Annotated in this window: 17 protein-coding genes; 9 read left to right on the top strand and 8 right to left on the bottom strand. The window is 64.0% G+C overall.

The genetic code is table 11. The annotated features are described in order from the left end of the window. Window positions 1-116 precede the first annotated feature (116 nt). The 6 genes from U5809_RS16695 to U5809_RS16670 all read right to left on the bottom strand — a co-directional run bounded on the left by U5809_RS16695 (window position 117) and on the right by U5809_RS16670 (window position 8,849). Window positions 117-3,065 (bottom strand): ATP-binding protein, encoded by a 2,949-nt coding sequence (locus U5809_RS16695; protein ID WP_322087336.1) that lies wholly within the window; start codon window positions 3,063-3,065, stop codon window positions 117-119. Window positions 3,066-3,263: 198 nt separating this feature from the next. Next, window positions 3,264-3,776, bottom strand: coding sequence for an OmpA family protein (locus tag U5809_RS16690; RefSeq protein WP_282508692.1), 513 nt, complete (start codon window positions 3,774-3,776; stop codon window positions 3,264-3,266). An 87-nt stretch (window positions 3,777-3,863) separates the two neighbouring features. Next, window positions 3,864-5,132, bottom strand: coding sequence for a diguanylate cyclase domain-containing protein (locus U5809_RS16685; RefSeq protein ID WP_322087335.1), 1,269 nt, complete (start codon window positions 5,130-5,132; stop codon window positions 3,864-3,866). Beyond that, entirely contained in the window at window positions 5,129-5,827 is a 699-nt protein-coding gene (locus tag U5809_RS16680) for a YfiR family protein (protein ID WP_322087334.1), read from the bottom strand. The genes U5809_RS16685 and U5809_RS16680 overlap by 4 nt, the downstream gene beginning before the upstream one ends. Window positions 5,828-6,106: 279 nt before the next feature. After that, complete coding sequence (locus tag U5809_RS16675; RefSeq protein WP_322087333.1) at window positions 6,107-8,353, bottom strand: xanthine dehydrogenase family protein molybdopterin-binding subunit; 2,247 nt, start codon at window positions 8,351-8,353, stop codon at window positions 6,107-6,109. Window position 8,354: 1 nt separating this feature from the next. Next, window positions 8,355-8,849, bottom strand: a complete 495-nt coding sequence (locus tag U5809_RS16670) for a (2Fe-2S)-binding protein (RefSeq protein WP_322087332.1) — start codon at window positions 8,847-8,849, stop codon at window positions 8,355-8,357. A gap of 128 nt (window positions 8,850-8,977) precedes the next feature. Between U5809_RS16670 and U5809_RS16665 the strand changes: the two genes are divergently transcribed. Continuing rightward, the gene (locus U5809_RS16665) at window positions 8,978-9,871 is read left to right on the top strand and encodes a LysR substrate-binding domain-containing protein (protein ID WP_322087331.1); all 894 of its coding nucleotides are present in this window, start codon (window positions 8,978-8,980) and stop codon (window positions 9,869-9,871) included. Between the two features lie 9 nt (window positions 9,872-9,880). Here U5809_RS16665 and U5809_RS16660 read toward each other — a convergent pair whose 3' ends face one another. Continuing rightward, on the bottom strand, window positions 9,881-10,771 hold the full coding sequence (locus U5809_RS16660) for a LysR substrate-binding domain-containing protein (protein WP_322087330.1): 891 nt from the start codon (window positions 10,769-10,771) through the stop codon (window positions 9,881-9,883). 244 nt (window positions 10,772-11,015) lie between these two features. Between U5809_RS16660 and U5809_RS16655 the strand changes: the two genes are divergently transcribed. The 8 genes from U5809_RS16655 to U5809_RS16620 all read left to right on the top strand — a co-directional run bounded on the left by U5809_RS16655 (window position 11,016) and on the right by U5809_RS16620 (window position 19,699). Then, the gene (locus U5809_RS16655) at window positions 11,016-11,918 is read left to right on the top strand and encodes an amidohydrolase family protein (protein WP_006498781.1); all 903 of its coding nucleotides are present in this window, start codon (window positions 11,016-11,018) and stop codon (window positions 11,916-11,918) included. A gap of 34 nt (window positions 11,919-11,952) precedes the next feature. Beyond that, window positions 11,953-12,858 carry an amidohydrolase family protein gene (locus U5809_RS16650; protein WP_322087329.1) on the top strand — a complete coding sequence of 302 codons (906 nt, stop codon included), beginning with the start codon at window positions 11,953-11,955 and terminating at the stop codon, window positions 12,856-12,858. Between the two features lie 81 nt (window positions 12,859-12,939). Then, entirely contained in the window at window positions 12,940-14,334 is a 1,395-nt protein-coding gene (locus tag U5809_RS16645) for a UbiD family decarboxylase (RefSeq protein WP_322087328.1), read from the top strand. Beyond that, window positions 14,331-14,933 (top strand): UbiX family flavin prenyltransferase, encoded by a 603-nt coding sequence (locus U5809_RS16640; RefSeq protein ID WP_322087327.1) that lies wholly within the window; start codon window positions 14,331-14,333, stop codon window positions 14,931-14,933. The genes U5809_RS16645 and U5809_RS16640 overlap by 4 nt, the downstream gene beginning before the upstream one ends. After that, the gene (locus tag U5809_RS16635; RefSeq protein WP_322087326.1) at window positions 14,930-16,054 is read left to right on the top strand and encodes a GTP-binding protein; all 1,125 of its coding nucleotides are present in this window, start codon (window positions 14,930-14,932) and stop codon (window positions 16,052-16,054) included. Before U5809_RS16640 ends, U5809_RS16635 begins: the two co-directional genes overlap by 4 nt. Before the next feature lie 61 nt (window positions 16,055-16,115). Further along, entirely contained in the window at window positions 16,116-17,489 is a 1,374-nt protein-coding gene (locus tag U5809_RS16630) for a nucleobase:cation symporter-2 family protein (RefSeq protein ID WP_176048323.1), read from the top strand. An 87-nt stretch (window positions 17,490-17,576) separates the two neighbouring features. Beyond that, complete coding sequence (locus tag U5809_RS16625; protein ID WP_322087325.1) at window positions 17,577-18,959, top strand: amidohydrolase family protein; 1,383 nt, start codon at window positions 17,577-17,579, stop codon at window positions 18,957-18,959. Window positions 18,960-18,973: 14 nt separating this feature from the next. After that, window positions 18,974-19,699 carry an aspartate/glutamate racemase family protein gene (locus U5809_RS16620; protein ID WP_322087324.1) on the top strand — a complete coding sequence of 242 codons (726 nt, stop codon included), beginning with the start codon at window positions 18,974-18,976 and terminating at the stop codon, window positions 19,697-19,699. 13 nt (window positions 19,700-19,712) lie between these two features. On the opposite strand, the gene U5809_RS16615 is transcribed toward U5809_RS16620, so the two are convergent. Further along, window positions 19,713-20,336: an SMI1/KNR4 family protein gene (locus U5809_RS16615; protein WP_322087323.1), complete on the bottom strand. Its 624-nt coding sequence runs from the start codon at window positions 20,334-20,336 to the stop codon at window positions 19,713-19,715. Window positions 20,337-20,561: the final 225 nt, after the last annotated feature.

Genomic DNA, 20,561 nt, shown 5'->3' with positions numbered 1-20,561 from the left:
CCGCGCCTTACGGCGCGGAACAAGATACGAATCGTTGATCAACCGCACTCCACCACCCTTCATGTCGAGAAGCTGGCGATCAGAAAACTGAAATCGCCTGCAAGCTCAAAATTCGCTCATGCAAAAGCATCACACAGGGGACCACCCACAGCGGACTCCCAAGCGGTATACAAAGTTGGTTTTTGCTCGGGGAGTTCGATCCCTTCAACAACTGCCCACGCTGCGACCTCCGCTCCACTGCCGAATAAGCGTAGAAGGGCATCGAGACGAGGCACCAATTTTTCCGCAGCGCCAATATCCCCAACAATGACAGCCGTATAATCCTCACCGTGACTTCTATGCTGCACAGCATCAAGAATCTGGCGATTCACTTTGCCTTTCCCCGTCGCCGCACGCCATTTTTCATTCGGCATCAGCGAAATCGCAGCACAACGACTGACAACGGGAAATCCAGCCGAAGACGAATATCCAATGTTATTTAAATCAAATGCAAACAGGCCACGAAACCATGACAAATCATTCGCAATCCCACCGCCCCCCTGCCGAATAAGAAGAGCCTCACCACCACCCAAAGCATCCTTCATCAACGAATTCTCAACACCCCCATTCGGACTAACAAAAAATAAAGTTTTAATTTTAATCTCACTCAACCCATGAGCCGCATTAAGAGCAACTCCATTCGACGTCGCAAAAATTGGAGAAATCAACCCCCCATACGATACCGTTTCTTGTCCAGCAAGTTTTCTGCATAGATCATAAAAATCACGAATCGAAACACAACTCCGAGATGCCTTGGCAAGCGCCATCATATGCTTTTCGATAATATCTGCAGCCAGAAGATCATCGATACCCATTCGATCAAATGCCACCGCACTACGCTGCAAATTTATTGGACATACTCCAGAAGGATCGTACACAGCAATTGAAGGTCGAGTTAAATTAAACCGTGGCTCCAATTCTGCCTGCTTCACAGAAAATTTGATAAATCCATTCTGATAATTATATTTATAAATCTCCTGAACGCGAATCCCGTTAACGGTAACTTCCGATCGTTTTATATGCTCACCGATATGCATGTCCGCACCATCGCTTCGATCTGCACGGTAACACCAAAATATTGCGGCATAAGGGGATGGATCATTGAGCGCGCACCAGTCACCCATCGGCCCTCCAGGCGACGGCACTACATTATCCATAGATGGCCTAAACTCCGCCTGAATTCGAACTGCCCCCCGATCCGATCTCCGCTTCGGAATATCAAAACCATTCCAAACATATTTTACGCGTGGATGCGACTGCACGAACCAGTCCACTTCCGGCCAGTGTTCAAGCTGAATCGGCTCCTTCTCACCAGTGCTTTCCACTACAGCTTTCGACCGCACAGTGGGTCGCAGCTTATCGAACACTTGCGAGTCTGATATCCACACTGAGATTGTTGTTCCGGCAGGTGCGGCGCATCGTCGAAGCTCTACTATTGGTTCATCCATACGAGCAGCAAACTCAAGGCCATCCGTTTCGGCTCTTTCAACATGACGCGTGCGAACTCGAATCTCATCACCAAGAAGAAATGCCGCGAGTGCACCCACTCCGAATCGACCGCCGCGGAGTACGCGACTTCGCCCTTGTTCGTCGACATGCTGACGCTTCCACACATCACTGTTGCGGAATGATGCGCCAGCGATCAGAAAGTAACGCGTAACCGTATCTAGCGTCATGCCAACGCCCCTGTCACGCACCGTAATCCATCCAGTTCTATCGTCTGACTCCTGAATCTCTACGACGACGTCGTATTCGTCACTCCCGACCTCCCCCCCCTTTCGTTCAGAAAGGTCTATCAATTCCCGGCATGCATCAACAGAATTTTGAACCAACTCACGAATTCCAACCTTATACGTATAATCATACAGCGGGCCAACCAACAACTTAAGCAAATCTGGGCCAGACGTATCAAATCCAGCTTTAATCGGGACATACGGCACCGTACGCGCAAAAGAATCCTTTTTGTCCAGATTCGATCTAATACGTCGCCAAGTTAGCCCCAACACAGCCAGACTACCACGTCGCCCATACACTTCCCCGATAGTTGCCCAGCTTTGATCCAATTCCCGCTGAATATCTTTAAATAGCGCCTCAAGCTTTAAATATGTTCGAACGTCCACGGGGGTAGCGCGCACGTATAGCGCCTCTGGATCATCGTGCACTGTAGACACCTCGCGGACTGCAAAGTGATTTCGCCATTCTTGACGCGAAACCGGACTTCTAAGCTCCTTCACACTTAGAAGACTCTTTAAAGCACGCTCACTTTGAACTTGCACATAATCCGCAATTCTTAATACAGCCATCAAAAATGGCGTCTTTATTTTTCTATGCTCGTGCACCAATCCATATCGATCTTCGATGTATTGAAATGTTGATCGAATAGACATACCATGACTTCTTGCCACGAGCCCAGCCAAATCTCGAATTTCCTCATCAAGACCTACTAGTTCGAGTGGAGAGCCGCCGCGACATGGAACTCCGTGCAGAGCAATTTCATGGGCAAGTCTGGCATGATGGCGTCGAACAAACTCCCCGATTAACAAGCAATCTCGCTCAGACAAATTATCCAAATTCAACTGTTCAATCCTCAGGGGCTCTGTATCACCAAAAATGGCCATCAACTTATCCTGACCAAATCGATTTGCCTCCCCTAGAAAATCGTTCCAAATCTGACGCCACGGGCGATCTCCTAAACCAACTATCATAGCCGGCCCGTCATTTGCAATTAATGCGCGAAACCCATCTTGTGTAAGATGCATGCCACAGTCGTGAAGCAATATCGACATGCATAGAACTGCGACGTCTTCTGCGCTCAGAAGATCTCGACTCGCATCGGAAATCAAAGATGCCGCAGTTTCAAGAACGTCCTTGATATGACGCGGACTATGGTCTGTAAATCCTGGGAAAAAAGGCATCCCACTTTGCTCAATCCACGGCTCAAATAAATCGAGGCATTTTCGAACGGAGGTACTGAGCTCTGGTGATTTTTGAATTATGTTCTCGAACAACGCAGGAAGCAGTATCATTTTTCAGTCGCTTTTAATTTAATCATTCATGGCCTCTCATTAATATATCACTTTCGGACCAAACCAAGGCTACGATTCTTTCATCCCATCCGCGCAGCTTCTAACTGGCCACATCTTCATATTCGCGCTAGACAGCGTGATCGTTTGTCGCTGACGACTTTTATTCCTTTGTATACGGGATGCGACTCGTGGCTTCCCTTACCTCGGCGAAACCACGATCGCCGCCCGCCGATTCTGCGCCCGCCCCGCCGGCGTCTTGTTATCCCCTACCGGATCGAGTTTCCCTCTCCCGACAATCGCGATCTGCTTCGCGTCCATTCCGACATCGACAAGCTCGATCGCCACCACCTCCGCCCGCCGCCTCGACAACTCGAGATCGTACTTGTCCTTCCCGTCGTCATCCGAGTACCCATAAACCCGCACGCCATTGATCCCCGCCGACCTCAACGTCCGCCCGATCCGTTCGACGATCCGCCGCACATCCGGCTTGAGGTTGTACCGGTCGAAATCAAACAGAATCGGCCCGGTCGACCCGAACTCGAATCCCTGTCCAGTCTCCTGGAACCCGGCCGACTTCAGCGCCGTGACCTGCGTCTGCGTCAGCCCGCGATGAAGCGGCGGTGGCGTCTTGCAGCCCCCCAGCAGCATGCACAGCAGCAATGCGCTTCCCACGCATAGCCGCCCCATGCTCACAGGAAACGAGTGGTTCATTTCGCATCCCCTTCGAGTGCGCCCTTGTTGGGCGTACTTCTTGTTGATCGCTGCTGCAGCCTCGCCCGCAGCACGAGACGTTAAACCTCAAGCCGACCGGAACGCGCTCTCCGCCAATTGCCACGAGCCCGGCCGCGCGCGCTTGGCGCGGTACATCGCGGCATCCGCCGCGCGCAGCAAACCGCTCGCGTCCGATGCGTGATCGGGATACAGCGCAACGCCGGCACTCATCATGGTGGCCACCACGCGGCCGTCGGACAGCTCGATCGACGGCGCCATGCCGGACAAAATCTCGTCGGCGATCCGGCACACGCTGCCCGCCTCAGGCACCGCCGCCAGCATCACCGCAAATTCGTCGCCGCCCAGGCGCGCGACGAGATCGGCCTCGCGCACCTGCGTGCGCAGCCGCGACGCGATGCCGATCAGCACCGCGTCGCCGGCGTCGTGGCCGAGACAATCGTTGATCTCCTTGAAGCGGTCGCAGTCGAGATACAGGACACCGACCCGCTGCCCCGTCAGGGTGGCGTCGCAAAGCGCAAGCGCCAGACGCGACTCGAACTGCACACGGTTGGGCAATCCCGTGAGCGCATCGTGTGTCGCCTTGTGTTCGAGCGACGCGTTCTCGTCGCGCAACGTGTTCTGCCAGTCTTCGAATTCGTCGAGCAATGCATTGAAGTCGTCGCCGAGCTGGTTCAGTTCGGCGATCGCCACCGGCTCGACGCGCCGCGCGAACGCACGCTCGCGCCGCACCGCGTGCGCCACGCCCGCCAGCGCGCGCAGCGGCGAAACGATGTTGCGCAGCAGACGCTTGGAGCTCACATACGCGCCGAGCACGCTGACGGCCAGGCAGCCGAGGATGCCGCCGACGCCACCCAGCAGGAAGCCGAAGAACTGATGCCCGCGCCCCCGCACGACGACGTGTCCGACGACGATGCCGTCGTGCGTCACCGGGACGGTCACGGGCCCGGGCAGCGCCACGTCGGCGACGGCGCGTTCGAGCCGCGCGATCCCGTTTCCGGCAGGCAGCTGCCACGTCGCGAACGGTTGCCCCTTGCTGTCCGTGACGATCACCTGAGCAACATCCTCGTCGCCGGCGATCAAACCGATCGCCTCGTTCGCCGCGACGCGGTCGCCGAACACGAGCGCCGCCTCGACCGTATAACCGAGCGAGCGCGCCAGCAGGTTCAGGTTGTTGCCCGCATACGCACGCAACGCGATCACGGCGACGACGATCAACGACACGGCCGCCATCGCCACCGCGACGAACGCAAGGCGCAGGTGCGCGCGACGCAACACGCTTTGCAGCGTCGGGCGCGACATGCGCGAGGTGGAAACGGGGAGCACGGACCGTGTCATGGCGTCACCGGCCGTCGGGCGAGGTTGAGCACGTTCGGGTGCACGCGCACGCCGCTGCGCGCGACGGCATCGAGATTGATGTCGAACGACACGCGATCGCCGTCGACATTCAGGCAGAACATGCCGCCGGCAGTGCAGGACGGATCGTGTTCCGAAATCGTCAGCACCGGATGACCGGCCACCACGGCTCTCACTCGCGCGCGTTCATCGTTGCTCAGCGCGCCGAGGTAGACGGCGTCGCACGCCATGCCGAGCGCGGGATCGTCGGGGCTCACGCGCTGCACGTCGACCAGTGTCGAGCCGGCCTCCAGCGTGTCGGTCAGGCCGCGCGCATAGTCGGGCCGGCCCGTGACGCACAGATGCAGGCGAACGGGCGTGGTCGGCCAGCGCGTGAAGCTGATGATGCCGAGCACGACCTGGCGCACGGTCGTGTCGTGTGACGAAACGGAAGGATTCGCGGGGCTCGCGGCGGCTGCGATCTGGACGGTGTCGACCGGATCGTCGGGATTGGCGGGCGCACCGGCGAGCACCGCGGGAGCCGCACCCAGAGCGCAAACGATTGCGAACAACGCGTGGCGCAGCGAAGCGGTTCGGCCAAGACGGCCGCACACCGTGCGCGCGGCGATGGCCGCCGCGTCCGCTGGCGTCGCTGCAGTCGCGAGACTGACAGTCGACGCGCACACTTTCGCATCCATGATGGCAACATCCGCTGGCGTCGCTCTGGCGCTGCCTCCCGCCTCCCTCCATGCGCGTACAGGCACCGAACTACGCGCACGATTTCTTCATCTTAGGTAAAAATTCGGATGACCAAGCAGTGGGAAACACCCGATAAAACGTCGGAAAGTATGCGGAATCGGTGTTGATTCACGACGATGCGGGCACGCGTGTCGCCGGCGTCGATCCGGTGTCGACGCCGGCAAATTGATCAGCGGATTGGATGCCCGTGCGCGGCAAACTTCATACGTTCTCGCGTGCTACGCGATCGCCGACAAATCGAACGGCGTCTCCCGCAACCGCTTGCCCGTCAGCCTGAACACCGCGTTCGCAATCGCGGGCGTCACCGCCGGGCTCGACAGTTCGCCGACGCCGCCCGGCTTCGCCGGATCGCCCTGCACGATATGAATGTCGGTTGCGGGCATGTCGCTCATCCGCATCACCCGATACGTATCGAAGTTCGACTGCTGCACGCGGCCATGCCTGAAATCGATGCGATCGGACGTTGCGTGGCCGAGCCCCCACATCAGCCCGCCGTACAGTTGCTCGTCGACACCGGCCGGCGACACCGCGATCCCGCAATCGGCCACGCACGTGAGCTTCTCCACCTTCACCGCGCCGTCCTTGCGCACGACTCGCGCGACCACCGCGACATAGCTGTCGTACGCCTGGTTCGTCGCCACGCCGAGCGCGACGCCCTCCGGCAGCGGCTGTCCCCAGCCCGCACGCTGCGCGGCTTCGCGCAGCACGGCCGCATGGCGCGGCCGGTCGCGCATGTGCGCGAGCCGGAACTCGATCGGGTCGCGCTTCGCTGCATGCGCGGCTTCGTCCATCACCGATTCGACGGCGAACACGTTCGGGATGTAGCTCACCGCGCGAAACCAGCCGGTCGGCACACCTGTCTCCATCCGGATCCAGCCGATGTCGCGATGCGGCGCCGAATACGCGAACTCCCATTGGGTCATCGCTTCGGTCGTGCTGAAATCCATCCGGTCGGTGCGCTCCAGATAACCGGGCTCCCACTGCTGCGGCGACGCGGGCATCACGCCGCGCAGCCACAGCGACGCGAGATTGCCCTGCGCATCGAGCACCGCACGCGCGCGGTGGTAGCTCGCCGCGTGATAGAACAGCGCACGCATCTCGTCCTCGCGGCTGTTCATCAGCTTCACGGGTTTGCCTGTCTTCACCGCGAGCCACGTCGCCTCGAACAGCCAGTACTTCGATTCGCGCGCGCCGAAGCTGCCGCCCGACACGAGTTCGTGCAGCGTCACGCGATGCGCGGGAATGCCGCCGATCACGTCGGCCGCCTCCATCGCGGTGGACGGCACCTGCAGCCCGCCCCAGTATTCGATGCCGCCGTTGCGTGCCCACACGGTGATATTGATCGGCTCAAGCGGATTCGCGGCTTTGTGCGGCATCGAATACGACGCCTCGATCGTGCGTGCGCCGGCCGCTTTCGCCTTCGCGGGATCGCCGTCGGCAATGGTCGGCACGACGCGCGCGGCCGGATCGTCGACCCATGCGGCCTGACGCGCGGCAAGCGTACTGCTGTCGAATGTCGCGAACAGGCTGTCCTCCCATTCGATCGTCAGCGCGGCCTGCCCGCGATGCGCGGACCAGTAGTCGTCCGCGAGCACCGCGACGCCGGCCTGGTTGCCGCCGAGCACGTCGGGGCGCGGCGGAATCTGCAACACCTCGCGCACGCCGGGAATCGCGAGTGCGGCCTTCGCATCGACGCTGCGCACCCGGCCGTCGATCATCGGGGCGCGCGTGACGACCGCGACCAGCATCCCCGGCAGCGACACATCGATGCTGTATGGAAACGACCCGTCGGCCTTCTGCGCGGCGCCGCGCTTCTTGCGCAGCTTGCCGATGTAGCGGAACTGCGCGGGATCCTTCAGCACGACGTCCTTTGGCGCAGGCAACTGCGCGGCGGCCTGCGCGAGCGAGCCGTATGTCGCGCGGCGCCCGCTCGTCGCGTGCAGCACGGCGCCGTCTGCCGTCGTACATGCCGATACGGGCACGCTCCATTGCTGCGCGGCCGCTTCGACGAGCATCGCACGCGCGGTCGCGCCCGCACGCCGCAGCCGGTCGTACTCCATCGCGACGCTCGTGCTGCCGCCAGTCGAGAACACTTTCCACAGCGGGTGAATGTAGTCCGCGAAGAACGGATCTTCCGGCGTGATCACATCGACACGAAACGGATCGACATCAAGCTCCTCGGCCACGACCGCCGAGAGTGCGGTGCGCGTGCCGGTGCCCGAATCGTGCTTGTGCACGACGAGCTTGATCGTGTCGTCGGGCAGCACGCGCACCCATGCGTTCGGTTCGAATTCACCTGCGGACGGATGCGGATCGCCGCTCACGTTCTTGCCCGCGGCCATCGCATCGGGCATCCGGAAGCCGATCGCGATACCGGCGGCGATCAATGCGGAACCTTGTTTGAGAAAACGCCGGCGCGGCGTGTCGTCGGTGTGCTGCGTATCCGGTGCACGATCGTTGCGCATGTCACGCCTCCTTCGCGGGTTCGGCGGCGGCCTTCAACGCCGGATCGCCTGAAGCCGCGCGCTTGATCGCGCGATGAATGCGCGCATAGGTGCCGCAGCGGCAGATGTTGCCCGACATCGCCGACACGATCGCTTCGTCGTCCACCGGTCGCCCGCCCTTCAGCAGCGCGGCGGCCTGCATCAGTTGCCCCGGCTGGCAATAGCCGCATTGCGGCACGTCCTCGGCCACCCACGCGAGCTGCAGCGGATGTCGCCCGTCCGGCGACAGTCCCTCGATCGTCGTCACGCGCCGCCCGTTCGCGGCGACGGCCGGGATCAGGCACGCGCGCACGGCCTGCCCCTCGAGATGCACGGTGCATGCGCCGCACAGGCCCTTGCCACAGCCGAACTTGGTGCCGGTGAGCTTGAGCCGGTCGCGCAGCACCCACAGCAACGGCATATCCTCCGGTACATTCTCGAGCGAATGGCGTGTATCGTTCACGACGATGTCGATCATGTGCGGTCTCCTGATTCACATTCATGGGGCGGCCCGCGTCCAATGCGCGGTTTCGGAGCATTATCGAAACGCGATGCACGGGTGTGCCAGCGATCATTTCGTCGAATCCCTGTCAGTCGGACTAACAGATGCTCAAGCGATACCCTTCGATCCAGTCGATGCAGGCGTTTCTGCAGGCCGCGCGGGTCGGCAGTTTTTCCAGCGCGGGGCGCCAGCTGGCGCTCACGCACAGCGCGATCAGCCAGCAGATCCGCTCGCTCGAGGAATTCATCGGCCAGCCGCTGTTTGCCCGCGCCGGCGGCCGCGTGATCCTCACCGACGCGGGCACGCTGTTCGCGAACCAGTTGTCGGACGGTCTCGAACAGATCGATCGCGCGCTGTCGTCGGTGAAGGGGCGCACGACCGGGCCGTCGATCCGGCTCGACGTCGATCCGGAACTGATGCAGGGCTGGTTGCCCGCGCGGCTGCCCGAACTGATGCGCACGCTCGACGGCACGACGCTGACGGTGCTGTCCGCGCCGCGTCTCGACCGCGATGCATTCGATCGCGTCGACGTTGCGCTGCGTTATGGCTACGGGGAATGGGAAGGCGTGGACAGCGCGCTGGTCTGCCCCGACCGGCTGACCGCAATGGCCGCGCCCGCCTTGCTCGAACGCTACGGGCTCGCCGCACCGCTCACGCCCGAACAGGTGCTGGCACTGCCACTGCTCGGCTATACGAAGCGCTCGTGGATTCCGTGGCTCGAAGCGGCCGGGCTCGAACCGGTCGAACCCGAGACGATCGCGGTGTTCGACAACGCGGCGGGGCTCGTCGCGACGCTCGCGTCAGGGCTCGGCGCGGGGCTGGTGCGTGGGCTGCTCGCCGCCGACGCGCGCCGCGACGGCCGGCTCGTCGAACTCTGCACGATTGCGATTCCGACGCACTACAACCTCCATGCGATCTGGCCGCGCGAACGGCATGCACGCGTGAAGCCGCTGATCGACGCGATCGGCGCGCTGGTCGCGCAATCGCTCGCGCCCTGACCCGCGCGGCTACGCCGTGAATTCCGCCGCGACCTCGCGCACGGTCTCAAGAAACGCCCCGAGCACGGCCGACGTATCGTCCGCGCGGTAACGTGCCTGCAGCGACACTTCCAGCGCCGGCGGCAACAGCGGCACGAACGCGACACCGCCCGTCGAAATCTGCCGTGACGACGCCGGCAGCAGCGCGACGCCCAGCCCTTCACGCACCAGCGACAGCAGCGTATGCACTTCGACGACCTCGTGCGCGATCTGCGGCGTGAAACGCGCGTCGACGCAACTCTGCTGCAGGAAGCGCGCCAGTTGCGAATGCCGCAGGCCGAATGACACGAACTGGTCGCCGGCCAGTTCGCCGAGCGCGATCGAATCGCGCGATGCAAGCGGATGGCCGGGCGGCAGCACGGCCACGGCCGTTTCGCGTACAACGATCTCGCTGCGGATCGACGGATCGTCCTGGAACAGCCGGAAAAAGCACACGTCGAGCCGCTTCTCCTTCAGCGCGTCGATCTGCGCGGCCGGCGTCATCTCGTGCAGCGACCAGTGCACGTGCGGATGGCGTTCGGCGAACACGCGCAACGCGTGCGGGATCGGCGCGACCATCGCCGAGCTGATGATGCCGACCGCCAGTCGCCCCACTTCGCCGCGCCCCGCGCAACGCGTGAGATCGATCGCGCGATCGAACTGCGCGACGATCAGCGGCACCTGCTCCTTCAGTGTTTTCCCTGCCTCGGTCAATTCGACGCGATGCTGCGAGCGCACGAACAACGCGGTGCCGAGCTGCTCCTCGAGCAGCCGGATCTGCTGGCTCAGCGGCGGCTGCGAGATATGGAGCCGCGCGGCCGCGCGCCCGAAATGCAGTTCGTCGGCCAGTACCGCGAAGTAACGCAACACACGCATGTCCATATCGCAAACGTATCAAGAACGTCAGTAAAAAATATTGTACAGAGCGCATTCGGCTTGTGACACTCGGTCCCAAGCAGCAGTGCACGTCGCAGTGTGTCACTCGATGCCGGCGAGGGGAAGGCGCGAAAAAAAAATGCGCCTTGCAAAGGGCCGCATGAATCCGACCGACCGGGTCGGTTCATCGACGTGCCTGCCCGCGATCCGGCAACCGGCTTTTCCGGTTCCTCTCAAGGAGATCGAGTAGATGATCATCGACACCAGCTGTTACCCGACGAATCTCGTCGACCTCGCGTGGCGTCACGACGGCCCGCCGTTCACCGGCGAGCGCCTGATCGAGACGATGAACGGCCCGTTCCTCATCAACGGCAAGCCGCGCCGCGTCGACAAGGCGTTCATCCAGCCGCCGCAAGGCAACACCATCTATACCTATACCGACGGCGAGAAGTCGGGCACCGAATCGATCGACGCCTACATGGCGTACACGGTCGAAATGGTGCGCAGGCACCCCGACCGCTTCATCGGCTGCTTCGTCTACAACCCGCGCTGCGGCGTGGAGAACGGCGTCAATGCGATCGATCATTACGTGCGCAAGCTCGGCTTCAAGATGGTGCAGTTCCAGGCCAACATGCACGCGTACCGCCCCGATCGCGCGCTCGACTGGCTGCGCCCCGCGCTGAAGAAATGCGCGGAACTCGGCGTGCTCGTGAAGCTGCACACCGGCGACGGCCCGTACAGCATCCCGACCGAGTGGGTGCCGATGATCAAGGAATTCCCGACCGTCAATTTCATCATGGCGCACTTCGGTGTGCAGACGGGCGGCGTCTACTGCTTCGAGCCGTTCCAGCTCGCGATGGATCTGCCGAACGTGTACTGCGAATCGGGCTGGTGCCTGCAGTCGCGCATCGTCGAGTTCGCGAAGGTGCTGCCGAAGCACAAGATCCTGTTCGGCTCCGACACGCCGCCGAACGAACCGGGCATGTGGCTGCGCCTGCTCGAAGTGCTCTGCTTCGATCCGCCGCAAGGGATGAATCTCGACGAGGACACGCTCGAGGATTACCTCGGCAACAACACGGCCCGGATGATCGGTCTCGAACCGACGCCCGCGCCGCGCACCGTCGACGAAGCGAAAGCGTTGCTCGCCGCGTGACGCGCGCCCCTCTCTCCCGATTCCGGAGCATTGCATGATCATCGATACGCACCTGCACCCGACCAACCTCGTCGACGAGGCGTGGCGCCACACCGGCGAACCGTTTACCGGCGAACGCCTGCTGAAGATGATGGACGGCCCGTACATCATCAACGGCAAGCCGCGCCGCATCGACATGGGCTTCATCCAGCCGCCGCCCGGCAACACCGGCTATCGCGATGGCAACCGCCGCGGCCGCGACGGCATCCGCGACTACATGGCGTACATCGCCGAACTCACGCAGAAGTACCCGGACCGCTTCATCGGCAACTTCACGTACAACCCGCGCTGGGGCCCGGAAAACGGCGCGGCGGAGCTCGAATTCCACATCAAGGAGTACGGCTTCAAGATGGTGAAGCTGCACGCGAACATGCACGGCTATCGGCCCGATCGCGCGCTCGACTGGCTGCGCCCCGCGATGAAGGTCTGCGCGAAGTACAACACCGTCGTGCTGATTCACACCGGCGACGGGCCGTACACGATCCCGACGCAGTTCTACCCGATCATCCGCGAGTTTCCGATGGTGAACTTCATCATCGGCCACTTCGGCATCCAGACGGGCGGCAACTACTCGTTCGAAGCATTCTGGATGGCGATGGACACGCCGAACGTGTACTGCGAATCGGGCTGGTGCTACCAGTCTCGGATCGTCGAATTCGCACGCGAGCTGCCGCGCAACAAGATCGTGTTCGGCACCGATTCGCCGCCGAACGAGCCCGGAATGTGGCTGCGCGAGCTGGAGATGCTGTGCGGGCCCGCGCCGCAGGGGATGGATCTCGACGAGGACGGCCTCGAGGATTACATGGGCAACAACATCGCCCGCCTCGTCGGCATCGAGCCGACCAAGCCGCCGAAAGATCTCGACGAAGCGCACAAGCGCCTGACGGCGACCTACGTGTAACGCGCCGCTTGCCGGATCGCGTGCCGCCGCAGTGATGCGCGCGATCCGGCTCTTCCTCTTCCGCATCCGACGGAGTGCATCATGGCGTCCAGCCTTTTCGCCGAGCAGCAGGATTTCCACCACTTCGCGAACGCGTATCGCGATCGCTTTCCGGACGATGTGCTGACGATCGCGCAGCCGCTGTCCGCCGACCAGGACGTCACGGCCGTCGTCGCGTCGCTCGCCGCGCGCGGCCGGCACGACATGCTCGTCTGCGAACGCGTCGACGGGCTTTCGACGCCGCTCGTCACCAATGTATTTGCTTCCCGCACGCGCATCGGCCGGTTGTTCGGTGTCGACGCGAACGGGCTGTTCGACGCATGGCAACAACGCGCGAACGCGCCGGTCGCGCCGGTCGTCGTGCCACATGGCCCCGTGCTCGATCAGGTGACCGAAGGCGACGCGGTGGATCTTGCGCAACTGCCGATGATCCGCCACTTCGAGACCGACCGCGGGCCGTATGTGACCAACGCGGTGATCGTCGCCGAAGATCCGGTGACGGGCGTCGCGAATCTCAGTTACCACCGCTCGATGCCGCATGCGCGCAATGCGCTGGCGACGAGCCTGCATTCGCGCGGCCATCTGTGGCGAATGCTGCAGACCGCGAAGACGCGCGGCGACACGCTGAAAGTCGCGATGGTGATCGGCGCGCATCCGCTGTTCATGCTCGCGGCCGCCGCGCGCGTGCCGTTCGGTGCGGACGAGCGTGCAATCGCCGGCGGGTTGTTCGGCGCGCCGCTGCAGCTCGTGCGCACACCGCGTCACGGCATCGGCGTGCCCGCCGCCGCCGAGTTCGTGCTCGAAGGCACGATCGATCCCGACGCCCATGCCGAAGAAGGCCCGTTCGGCGAATTCACCGGCTACTCGTCGGACCGCTCGACCAACAACGTGCTGCGCATCGACGCGATGATGCGGCGCAACGACGCGTGGCTCGTCGACGTGGTCGGCGGCCCGTACGCGGAACACCTGACGCTCGCTCGGCTGCCGCGCGAAGCCGAGATGAGCGAGAAGCTGAAGGCGCGCTTTCCTTCGGTCACCGCCATTCACTACCCGAACTCCGGCACGCACTTCCACTGCTACGTCGCGCTGAAGCAGTCGCGCGACGGCGAGGCGCGCCAGATCATGCTCGCGCTGCTCGGCTGGGATCCGTACCTGAAGAACGTCGTCGCGGTCGACGCCGACGTCGACATCACCGACGACGCGCAGGTGCTGTGGGCGATCGCGACGCACTTCCAGCCGCACCGCGACCTGTTCGTCGTCGACGGCCTGCCCGGCAGCCCGCTCGATCCGTCGTCGTCGGCCGACGGCACGACGTCGCGGATGGGCATCGATGCGACGCGCGGCTCGCGCTTCGACGGCGTGCGCGCGCGGGTCGGCGACGCCGCGATGCAGCGTGTCGCACACGTCATCGCGCAACTCGGCGGAGCTTCGCGATGAGCACGCGGCGGCTCGTGGTCGGCATCAGCGGCGCATCCGGCTTCGTGTACGGGATGCGGCTGCTCGCGCTGCTGCGCGAGCTCGACATCGAGACGCACGTGATCGTGTCGCGTGCGGCCGCGCTGACGATGGCGCACGAGACCGATTTCAAGCTATCGGACATCGCCGCACGCGCAAGCGTGCTGTACCGGAGCGACGACATCGCCGCTTCGATTTCGAGCGGCTCGTTCCGCACGCTCGGGATGATCGTCGCGCCTTGCTCGATGAAGACGCTTGCCGAGATCGCCAGCGGCCTGTCATCCGGCCTGATCTCGCGCGCGGCCGACGTCGTGCTGAAGGAGCGCCGCCGGCTCGTGCTGCTCGCCCGCGAGACGCCGTACACGCTCACGCACCTGCGCAACATGGCCACCGTCACGGAGATGGGCGCGATCGTCGCGCCGCCCGTGCCGGCGTTCTATGCGCGCCCCGCCTCGCTCGACCAGATGATCGACCACACGCTCGGCCGCGTGCTCGACCTGTTCGATCTCGATTCACGCACCGTCCATCGCTGGAAAGAAAGCGAATCTCAGCCCAACCGACTCAACGGAGACGCATCATGACCCACATCCACACCACCCACAGCGACGTCGAGAAGATTCCGGTTACCGTGCTCACGGGCTTTCTCGGCGCGGGCAAGACCACGCTGCTGAACTACATCCTGCGCGAGAAGCACGGCCGCAAGATCGCAGTGATCGAGAACGAGTTCGGCGAGATCGGCATCGACGGCGGGCTCGTGCTCGAATCGACCGAGGAGATCTACGAGATGACGAACGGCTGCGTGTGCTGCGTCGGCGCGGTGCGCGAGGATCTCGTGCGGATCGTGCGGATGCTGGTCGCGCGCCCCGACCGGCTCGATCACATCATCGTCGAGACGAGCGGGCTCGCCGATCCTTATCCGGTCGCGCAGACCTTCTTCCTCGACGATCCGATCGCGAAGGAAGTTGCACTCGACGCGGTCGTCACGATGGTCGATGCGAAACATATCCGCGCGCACCTCGACGATCTCGTGCTCGACGGCCGCGACAACCAGGCCGTCGACCAGATCGTCTGCGCGGACCGGATCGTGATCAACAAGGTCGATCTCGTCGACACGCCGGACGTCGGTGCGCTGACCGCACGGCTGCGCGAGCTGAACACGACGGCCGAGATCGTCACGTCGAGCTACGCGCAGGTCGATCTCGACCGTATCCTCGGGATCGGCGCGAACGAATTCGCGCAGATCCTCGTCGAGAGCGACGGGCTGCACGCCGATACGCTGCATGCGGACGCGCACACGCACGGCCACGACGAACACGAAGACCACGACGACCATGCGCACGACGGTCACGCCGCGCACGCACACGACGAGGACCACGACCATCACGAGCACGACGAGAGCGTGTCGTCGGTCGGCATCGAAGTCGACTCGGACGTCGATCTCGACGCGCTCGAAGCATGGCTCGGCGAGCTGCGCCGTGCCGACACCGCGAAGCTGTTCCGGATGAAGGGCATTCTCGCCGTGCAGGGCCGCGCGCAGCGCTACGTGCTGCAGGGCGTGCACGGCGTGATCGAACTGCGCGCCGCGCAGGCGTGGGGGTGCGAACCGCGCTCATCGCGCATCGTTTTCATCGGCCGCGATCTCGATCGCGCCGCGCTGACCGACCGTTTCCATGCCTGCCTCGCCGCGCCGGTCGCGGCCTGACGGGCACGCCAGGCGGGCGCGCCACGCGCCCGCCCGATAACGAACCTCAGGAGACACGCCCATGAACTCTGCTTCACATCCCGTCGATCGGGTCCTGCCGCGCCGCCAGATGCTGACGCTCGGCCTGCAGCACATGCTAGTCGCCTATATCGGCGCGATCGCGGTGCCGCTGATCGTCGCATCGGCGCTGAAGATGTCGCCCGCCGACACGACCGTGCTGATCAGCACCGCGCTGTTCTGTTCCGGCATCTCGACGATCCTGCAGACGGTTGGCATCTGGAAGCTCGGCGTGCGCCTGCCGATCCTGCAGGGCGTCGCGTTCAGCAGCGTCGGCCCGGTGATCGCGATCGGGCTGACGCCGGGCGTGGGGTTCGCCGGCGTGTGCGGCGCGGTGATCGGCGCGGGCATCATCACGACCTTCGCCGCGCCCTTGATCGGCCGGCTGCGCCGCCTGTTCCCGCCGGTCGTGACGGGCTGCATCGTCACCGTGATCGGGCTGCAGCTGTTTCCGGTCGCGTACCAGTGGGCCGGCGGCGGCGACGCGGCGAAGCTGCAGTTCGGCGAGCTGTCGTTCCTCGCGGTCGCGCTCGTCGTCGCGGTCGTGATCCTCGCGGTCAACCGCTTCGCGAACGCGTTCCTGCGCAACCTGTCGGTGCTGATCGGGCTCGTCGCCGGCAGCCTGCTCGCGATCGCGCTCGGGATGGGCAACTTCACGAACGTGGCGGCCGCGCCGTGGTTCACCGTGCCCTACCCGTTCCACTTCGGCACGCCGGTGTTCGCGATCGTGCCGGTGCTGACGATGGTCGTCGTGATGATCGTGCAGATGGTCGAATCGATGGGCCTGTTCGTCGCGATCGGCGACATCGTCGAGAAACAGGTCAGCGAGGAGGATGTCGTGCGCGGGCTCCGTGCGAACGGCGTCGCGAGCGCGATCGCCGGCACGTTCGCCGCGTTCCCGTTCATCGCGTTCATGGAGAACGTCGGGCTCGTGATCCTGACCGGCGTGCGCAGCCGCTGGATCGTCGCGGTCAGCGGCGCGCTGATGTGCATCGTCGCACTCGTGCCGAAGATCGGTGCGATCGTCGCGTCGACGCCGTCGGCCGCGCTCGGCGGTGCGGGCATCGCGATGTTCGGCGTGGTCGTTGCGGCCGGCGTGCAAACGCTCGCGAAAGTCGATTTCGAGAACAACCGCTACAACGTGCTGATCGTCGGCTTCACGATCGCCACCGCGCTGATTCCGGTGATGGCGCCGAAGGTGTTCGCGCACATGCCTGACTGGACGCAACCGTTCCTGCATAGCGGCGTCGTGCTCGCGTGCCTCGTGTCGGTCCTGCTCAATGCGCTGCTCAACGGCGTGCCGGCGGCGGAACCCGTCGAATCGCACGTCCATGCCGACGCCGCGCACCGCAGCGGGATGGCGCGCGAGTGCGACTGACCGGCTGCCTGCCGCGCGCGGCATCGAGCCTGCGCGCGGCGCTTGACGAACAACGACCCGATTATCCGAATCCGAGGAGACCCGACCATGAGCGTTCCTACTTCTTCGCTGCTGATCCGCAACCCGATCGCGGTCATGAGCGGCCGCGCCGGCGATGCCGCGCGGCTCGGCCAGGCCGACCTGCGCATCCGCGACGGCCGGATCGAGACGATCGCGCCCGGCCTCGCGCCGCTGCCCGGCGAACGCGTGATCGATGCGAGCAACTGCGTCGTCTATCCCGGCTGGGTCAACACGCACCATCACCTGTTCCAGAATCTGCTGAAAGGCGTGCCGGCCGGTATCAACGCCGACCTGCAGGAATGGCTCGCCGCCGTGCCGTATCCGCGCGTCGCGCGCTTCACGCCGGAACTCGCGCGCATCGCGGCCCGGCTCGGCTTCGCGGAACTGCTGCTGTCCGGCGTGACGACCTGCGCGGACCATCACTACCTGTATCACGCAGGCGGCACGACCGAAACCGGCGACCTGCTGTTCGACGAAGCGGCCAGCTTCGGCATGCGCTTCGTGCTGTGCCGCGGCGGTGCATTGCAGGCGGCCGGCGATCATCCGGGCTTCGCCGGCACCACGCTGCAGCCTGAAACGCTCGACCAGATGCTCGCGGATATCGAGCGGCTGAAGGCGCGCTATCACGATGCAGGCCCGGCATCGATGCGCCGCGTGGTCGTCGCGCCGACGACACCGACCTTCTCGCTGCCGCCCGGCCTGCTGCCCGAAGTTGCGCGTGCGGCGCGCGGCATGGGCCTGCGGCTGCACTCGCATTTGTCGGAAACGACGCGTTATGTCGATTTCTGCCGCGAGCGCTTCGGCAAGCTGCCCGTCGAATTCGTTGCCGAGCACGAATGGCTCGGCAACGACGTGTGGTTCGCGCACCTGGTCCATCTCGAAGCGAGCGAGATCGCGATGCTCGCGGAAACGGGCACCGGCTGCTCGCACTGCCCCGTCAGCAACGCACGGCTCGGCAGCGGCATCGCGCCCGCACCGCGCATGGCGGCGGCCGGCGTGCCGGTGTCGCTCGGCGTCGACGGCGTCGCGTCGAACGAATCGGGCAGCATGACGCACGAAGCGAATTTCGCGTGGCTCGTTCATCGCGCCGCGCACGGTGCGTCGGCCACCACGGTCGAGGACGTGCTGCACTGGGGCACGCAAGGCGGCGCAAACGTGCTCGGGCTCGATGCGGTCGGCACACTCGCCGTTGGACAGGCCGCCGATCTCGTGCTGTACGACGTAAGCGGCCCGCGCTTCAACGGCTTCCACGACTACGCGATCGCACCCGTTACGGCCGGCGAACCGGCGCCGGTGAAGTACAACATCGTGAATGGCCGCGTCGTCGTGGACAACGGCGAGATTCCCGGCCTCGACCTGGCTGCACTGCGCCGCGCCGCAGTCGATGCCGTGCGGCAGTTGCTCGACTGAACGGAGATCATGCGATGAATCCACGCATCCGCATCGGCATTCTCACGCCGTCATCGAACACCGCGCTTGAACCGCTGACGACCGCGATCGTCGCCGATCTTCCGAACGTCAGCGTCCATTTCGCACGTTTCACCGTGACCGAGATCGCGTTGAGCGCGGCCGCGCTCGACCAGTTCGACGCGGAACGCATCCTCGTCGCGGCGCGGCAGCTTGCCGATGCCCGTGTCGACGTGATCGGCTGGAGCGGCACGTCGGCCGGCTGGCTCGGTTTCGAACGCGACGCCGCGCTGTGCCGGAGCATCGCGAAGGCGACCGGCATCCCGGCGACGACATCGGTGCTCGCGCTGAATGAGCTGCTCGAACGCACCGGCGTACGGCGGCTCGGCCTCGTCACGCCGTATCTCGACGACGTGCAGCAGCGGATCGTGCGCCAGTACGCGCAGCTCGGCATCGATTGCGTGGCCGAGCAGCACCTCGGGCTGCGCGACAACTACAGCTTTGCCGAAGTGCCCGATACGCAGTTGGCGGCATTGATGCGCAAGACGGCGCAGGCGCGGCCGGATGCGGTCGTGACGTTCTGCACGAACCTGCATGCCGCGCATCTGGCCGCGCCGTTCGAGCAGGCGACGGGGATCGCGGCTTACGACACCGTGTCGACGGTGGTGTGGAAGGCGTTGCGGATGGCCGGTGTCGATACGCGCGTGCTGGCGCGTTGGGGGAAGCTGTTCGCGATGAGTTGATGCGCACGCGCGTTCAACGTTCGTCGGCGTCCTCGACGAAGATCTCGAACCACGCATTCATCGCAGCCCAGAATTCCACGGATTCAAGCCGTGCCGGCTGCTCGTGCCACCAGATCCGCCCCGCCCGGCTGCCATCGCCGGCGCTGTCGCGAAGGTCGACGCACAGGTAATCGCCGCCGCCGTTGTGAAGCACGGTGCGCACGAGATCGGGGTTCACGCCGAGCTTGCGCGTCTCGGCCGGCGTCAGATCGAGCTTGTCCGCCAACGAGGTCTGATCGCCGAGCGGCAGCGGGCCCATCGAACGGGCCGGAAAGAATGTCCAGCCGTCGTGCACGGCCTGGTGGAAGCGCTGCAAGTCACCGGGCAGCGCGCCCCAAACCGGTTCGTCGACCGGCGCCCGCTCGCGCAACGGCGCGCGGCCGATGAAGAAATTCAGATCGTCCTGCTCCACCGTGTACGGATACAGCAGCATGACCTCGCCGCCGTCGTTGCGAAACACGGCCGGCCGCGCGAGCTTGTCGCGAAAGAACCGCGCAACGGCGGGCAAGTGATCGATGACGCCGGCCCACATCTGCATGAGCCTGTCGGCAAGCATATCGTCCGGAACGGCGAGCAGTTCGCGCCAGCCGGCCGGCACCTCAATATCGGCCGGAATCTCGTCCGCCGCGAGCCACACGCTGCCGATCGCCCTGAAGCGTCTCAACTCCGCCGCATAAACCGGTGCGGAAAACTCGATCATCGCGCGTCACCCCTGAATGCCGGAACTCGCGCATTCTACTGCCCGCCTCGTCACGGCCGTCCGGAATCGTCGCGTACGGGCCACCTGCAACAAAGCGGCCGCACGCGCCCTCTTGGTCCCCCG

It is taken from the genome of Burkholderia sp. BCC1999 (assembly GCF_905339975.1).
Classification (GTDB): domain Bacteria; phylum Pseudomonadota; class Gammaproteobacteria; order Burkholderiales; family Burkholderiaceae; genus Burkholderia.
The sequence above is the reverse complement of the archived record's forward strand: the minus strand, read 5'-3'. Positions and strand labels throughout refer to the sequence as shown.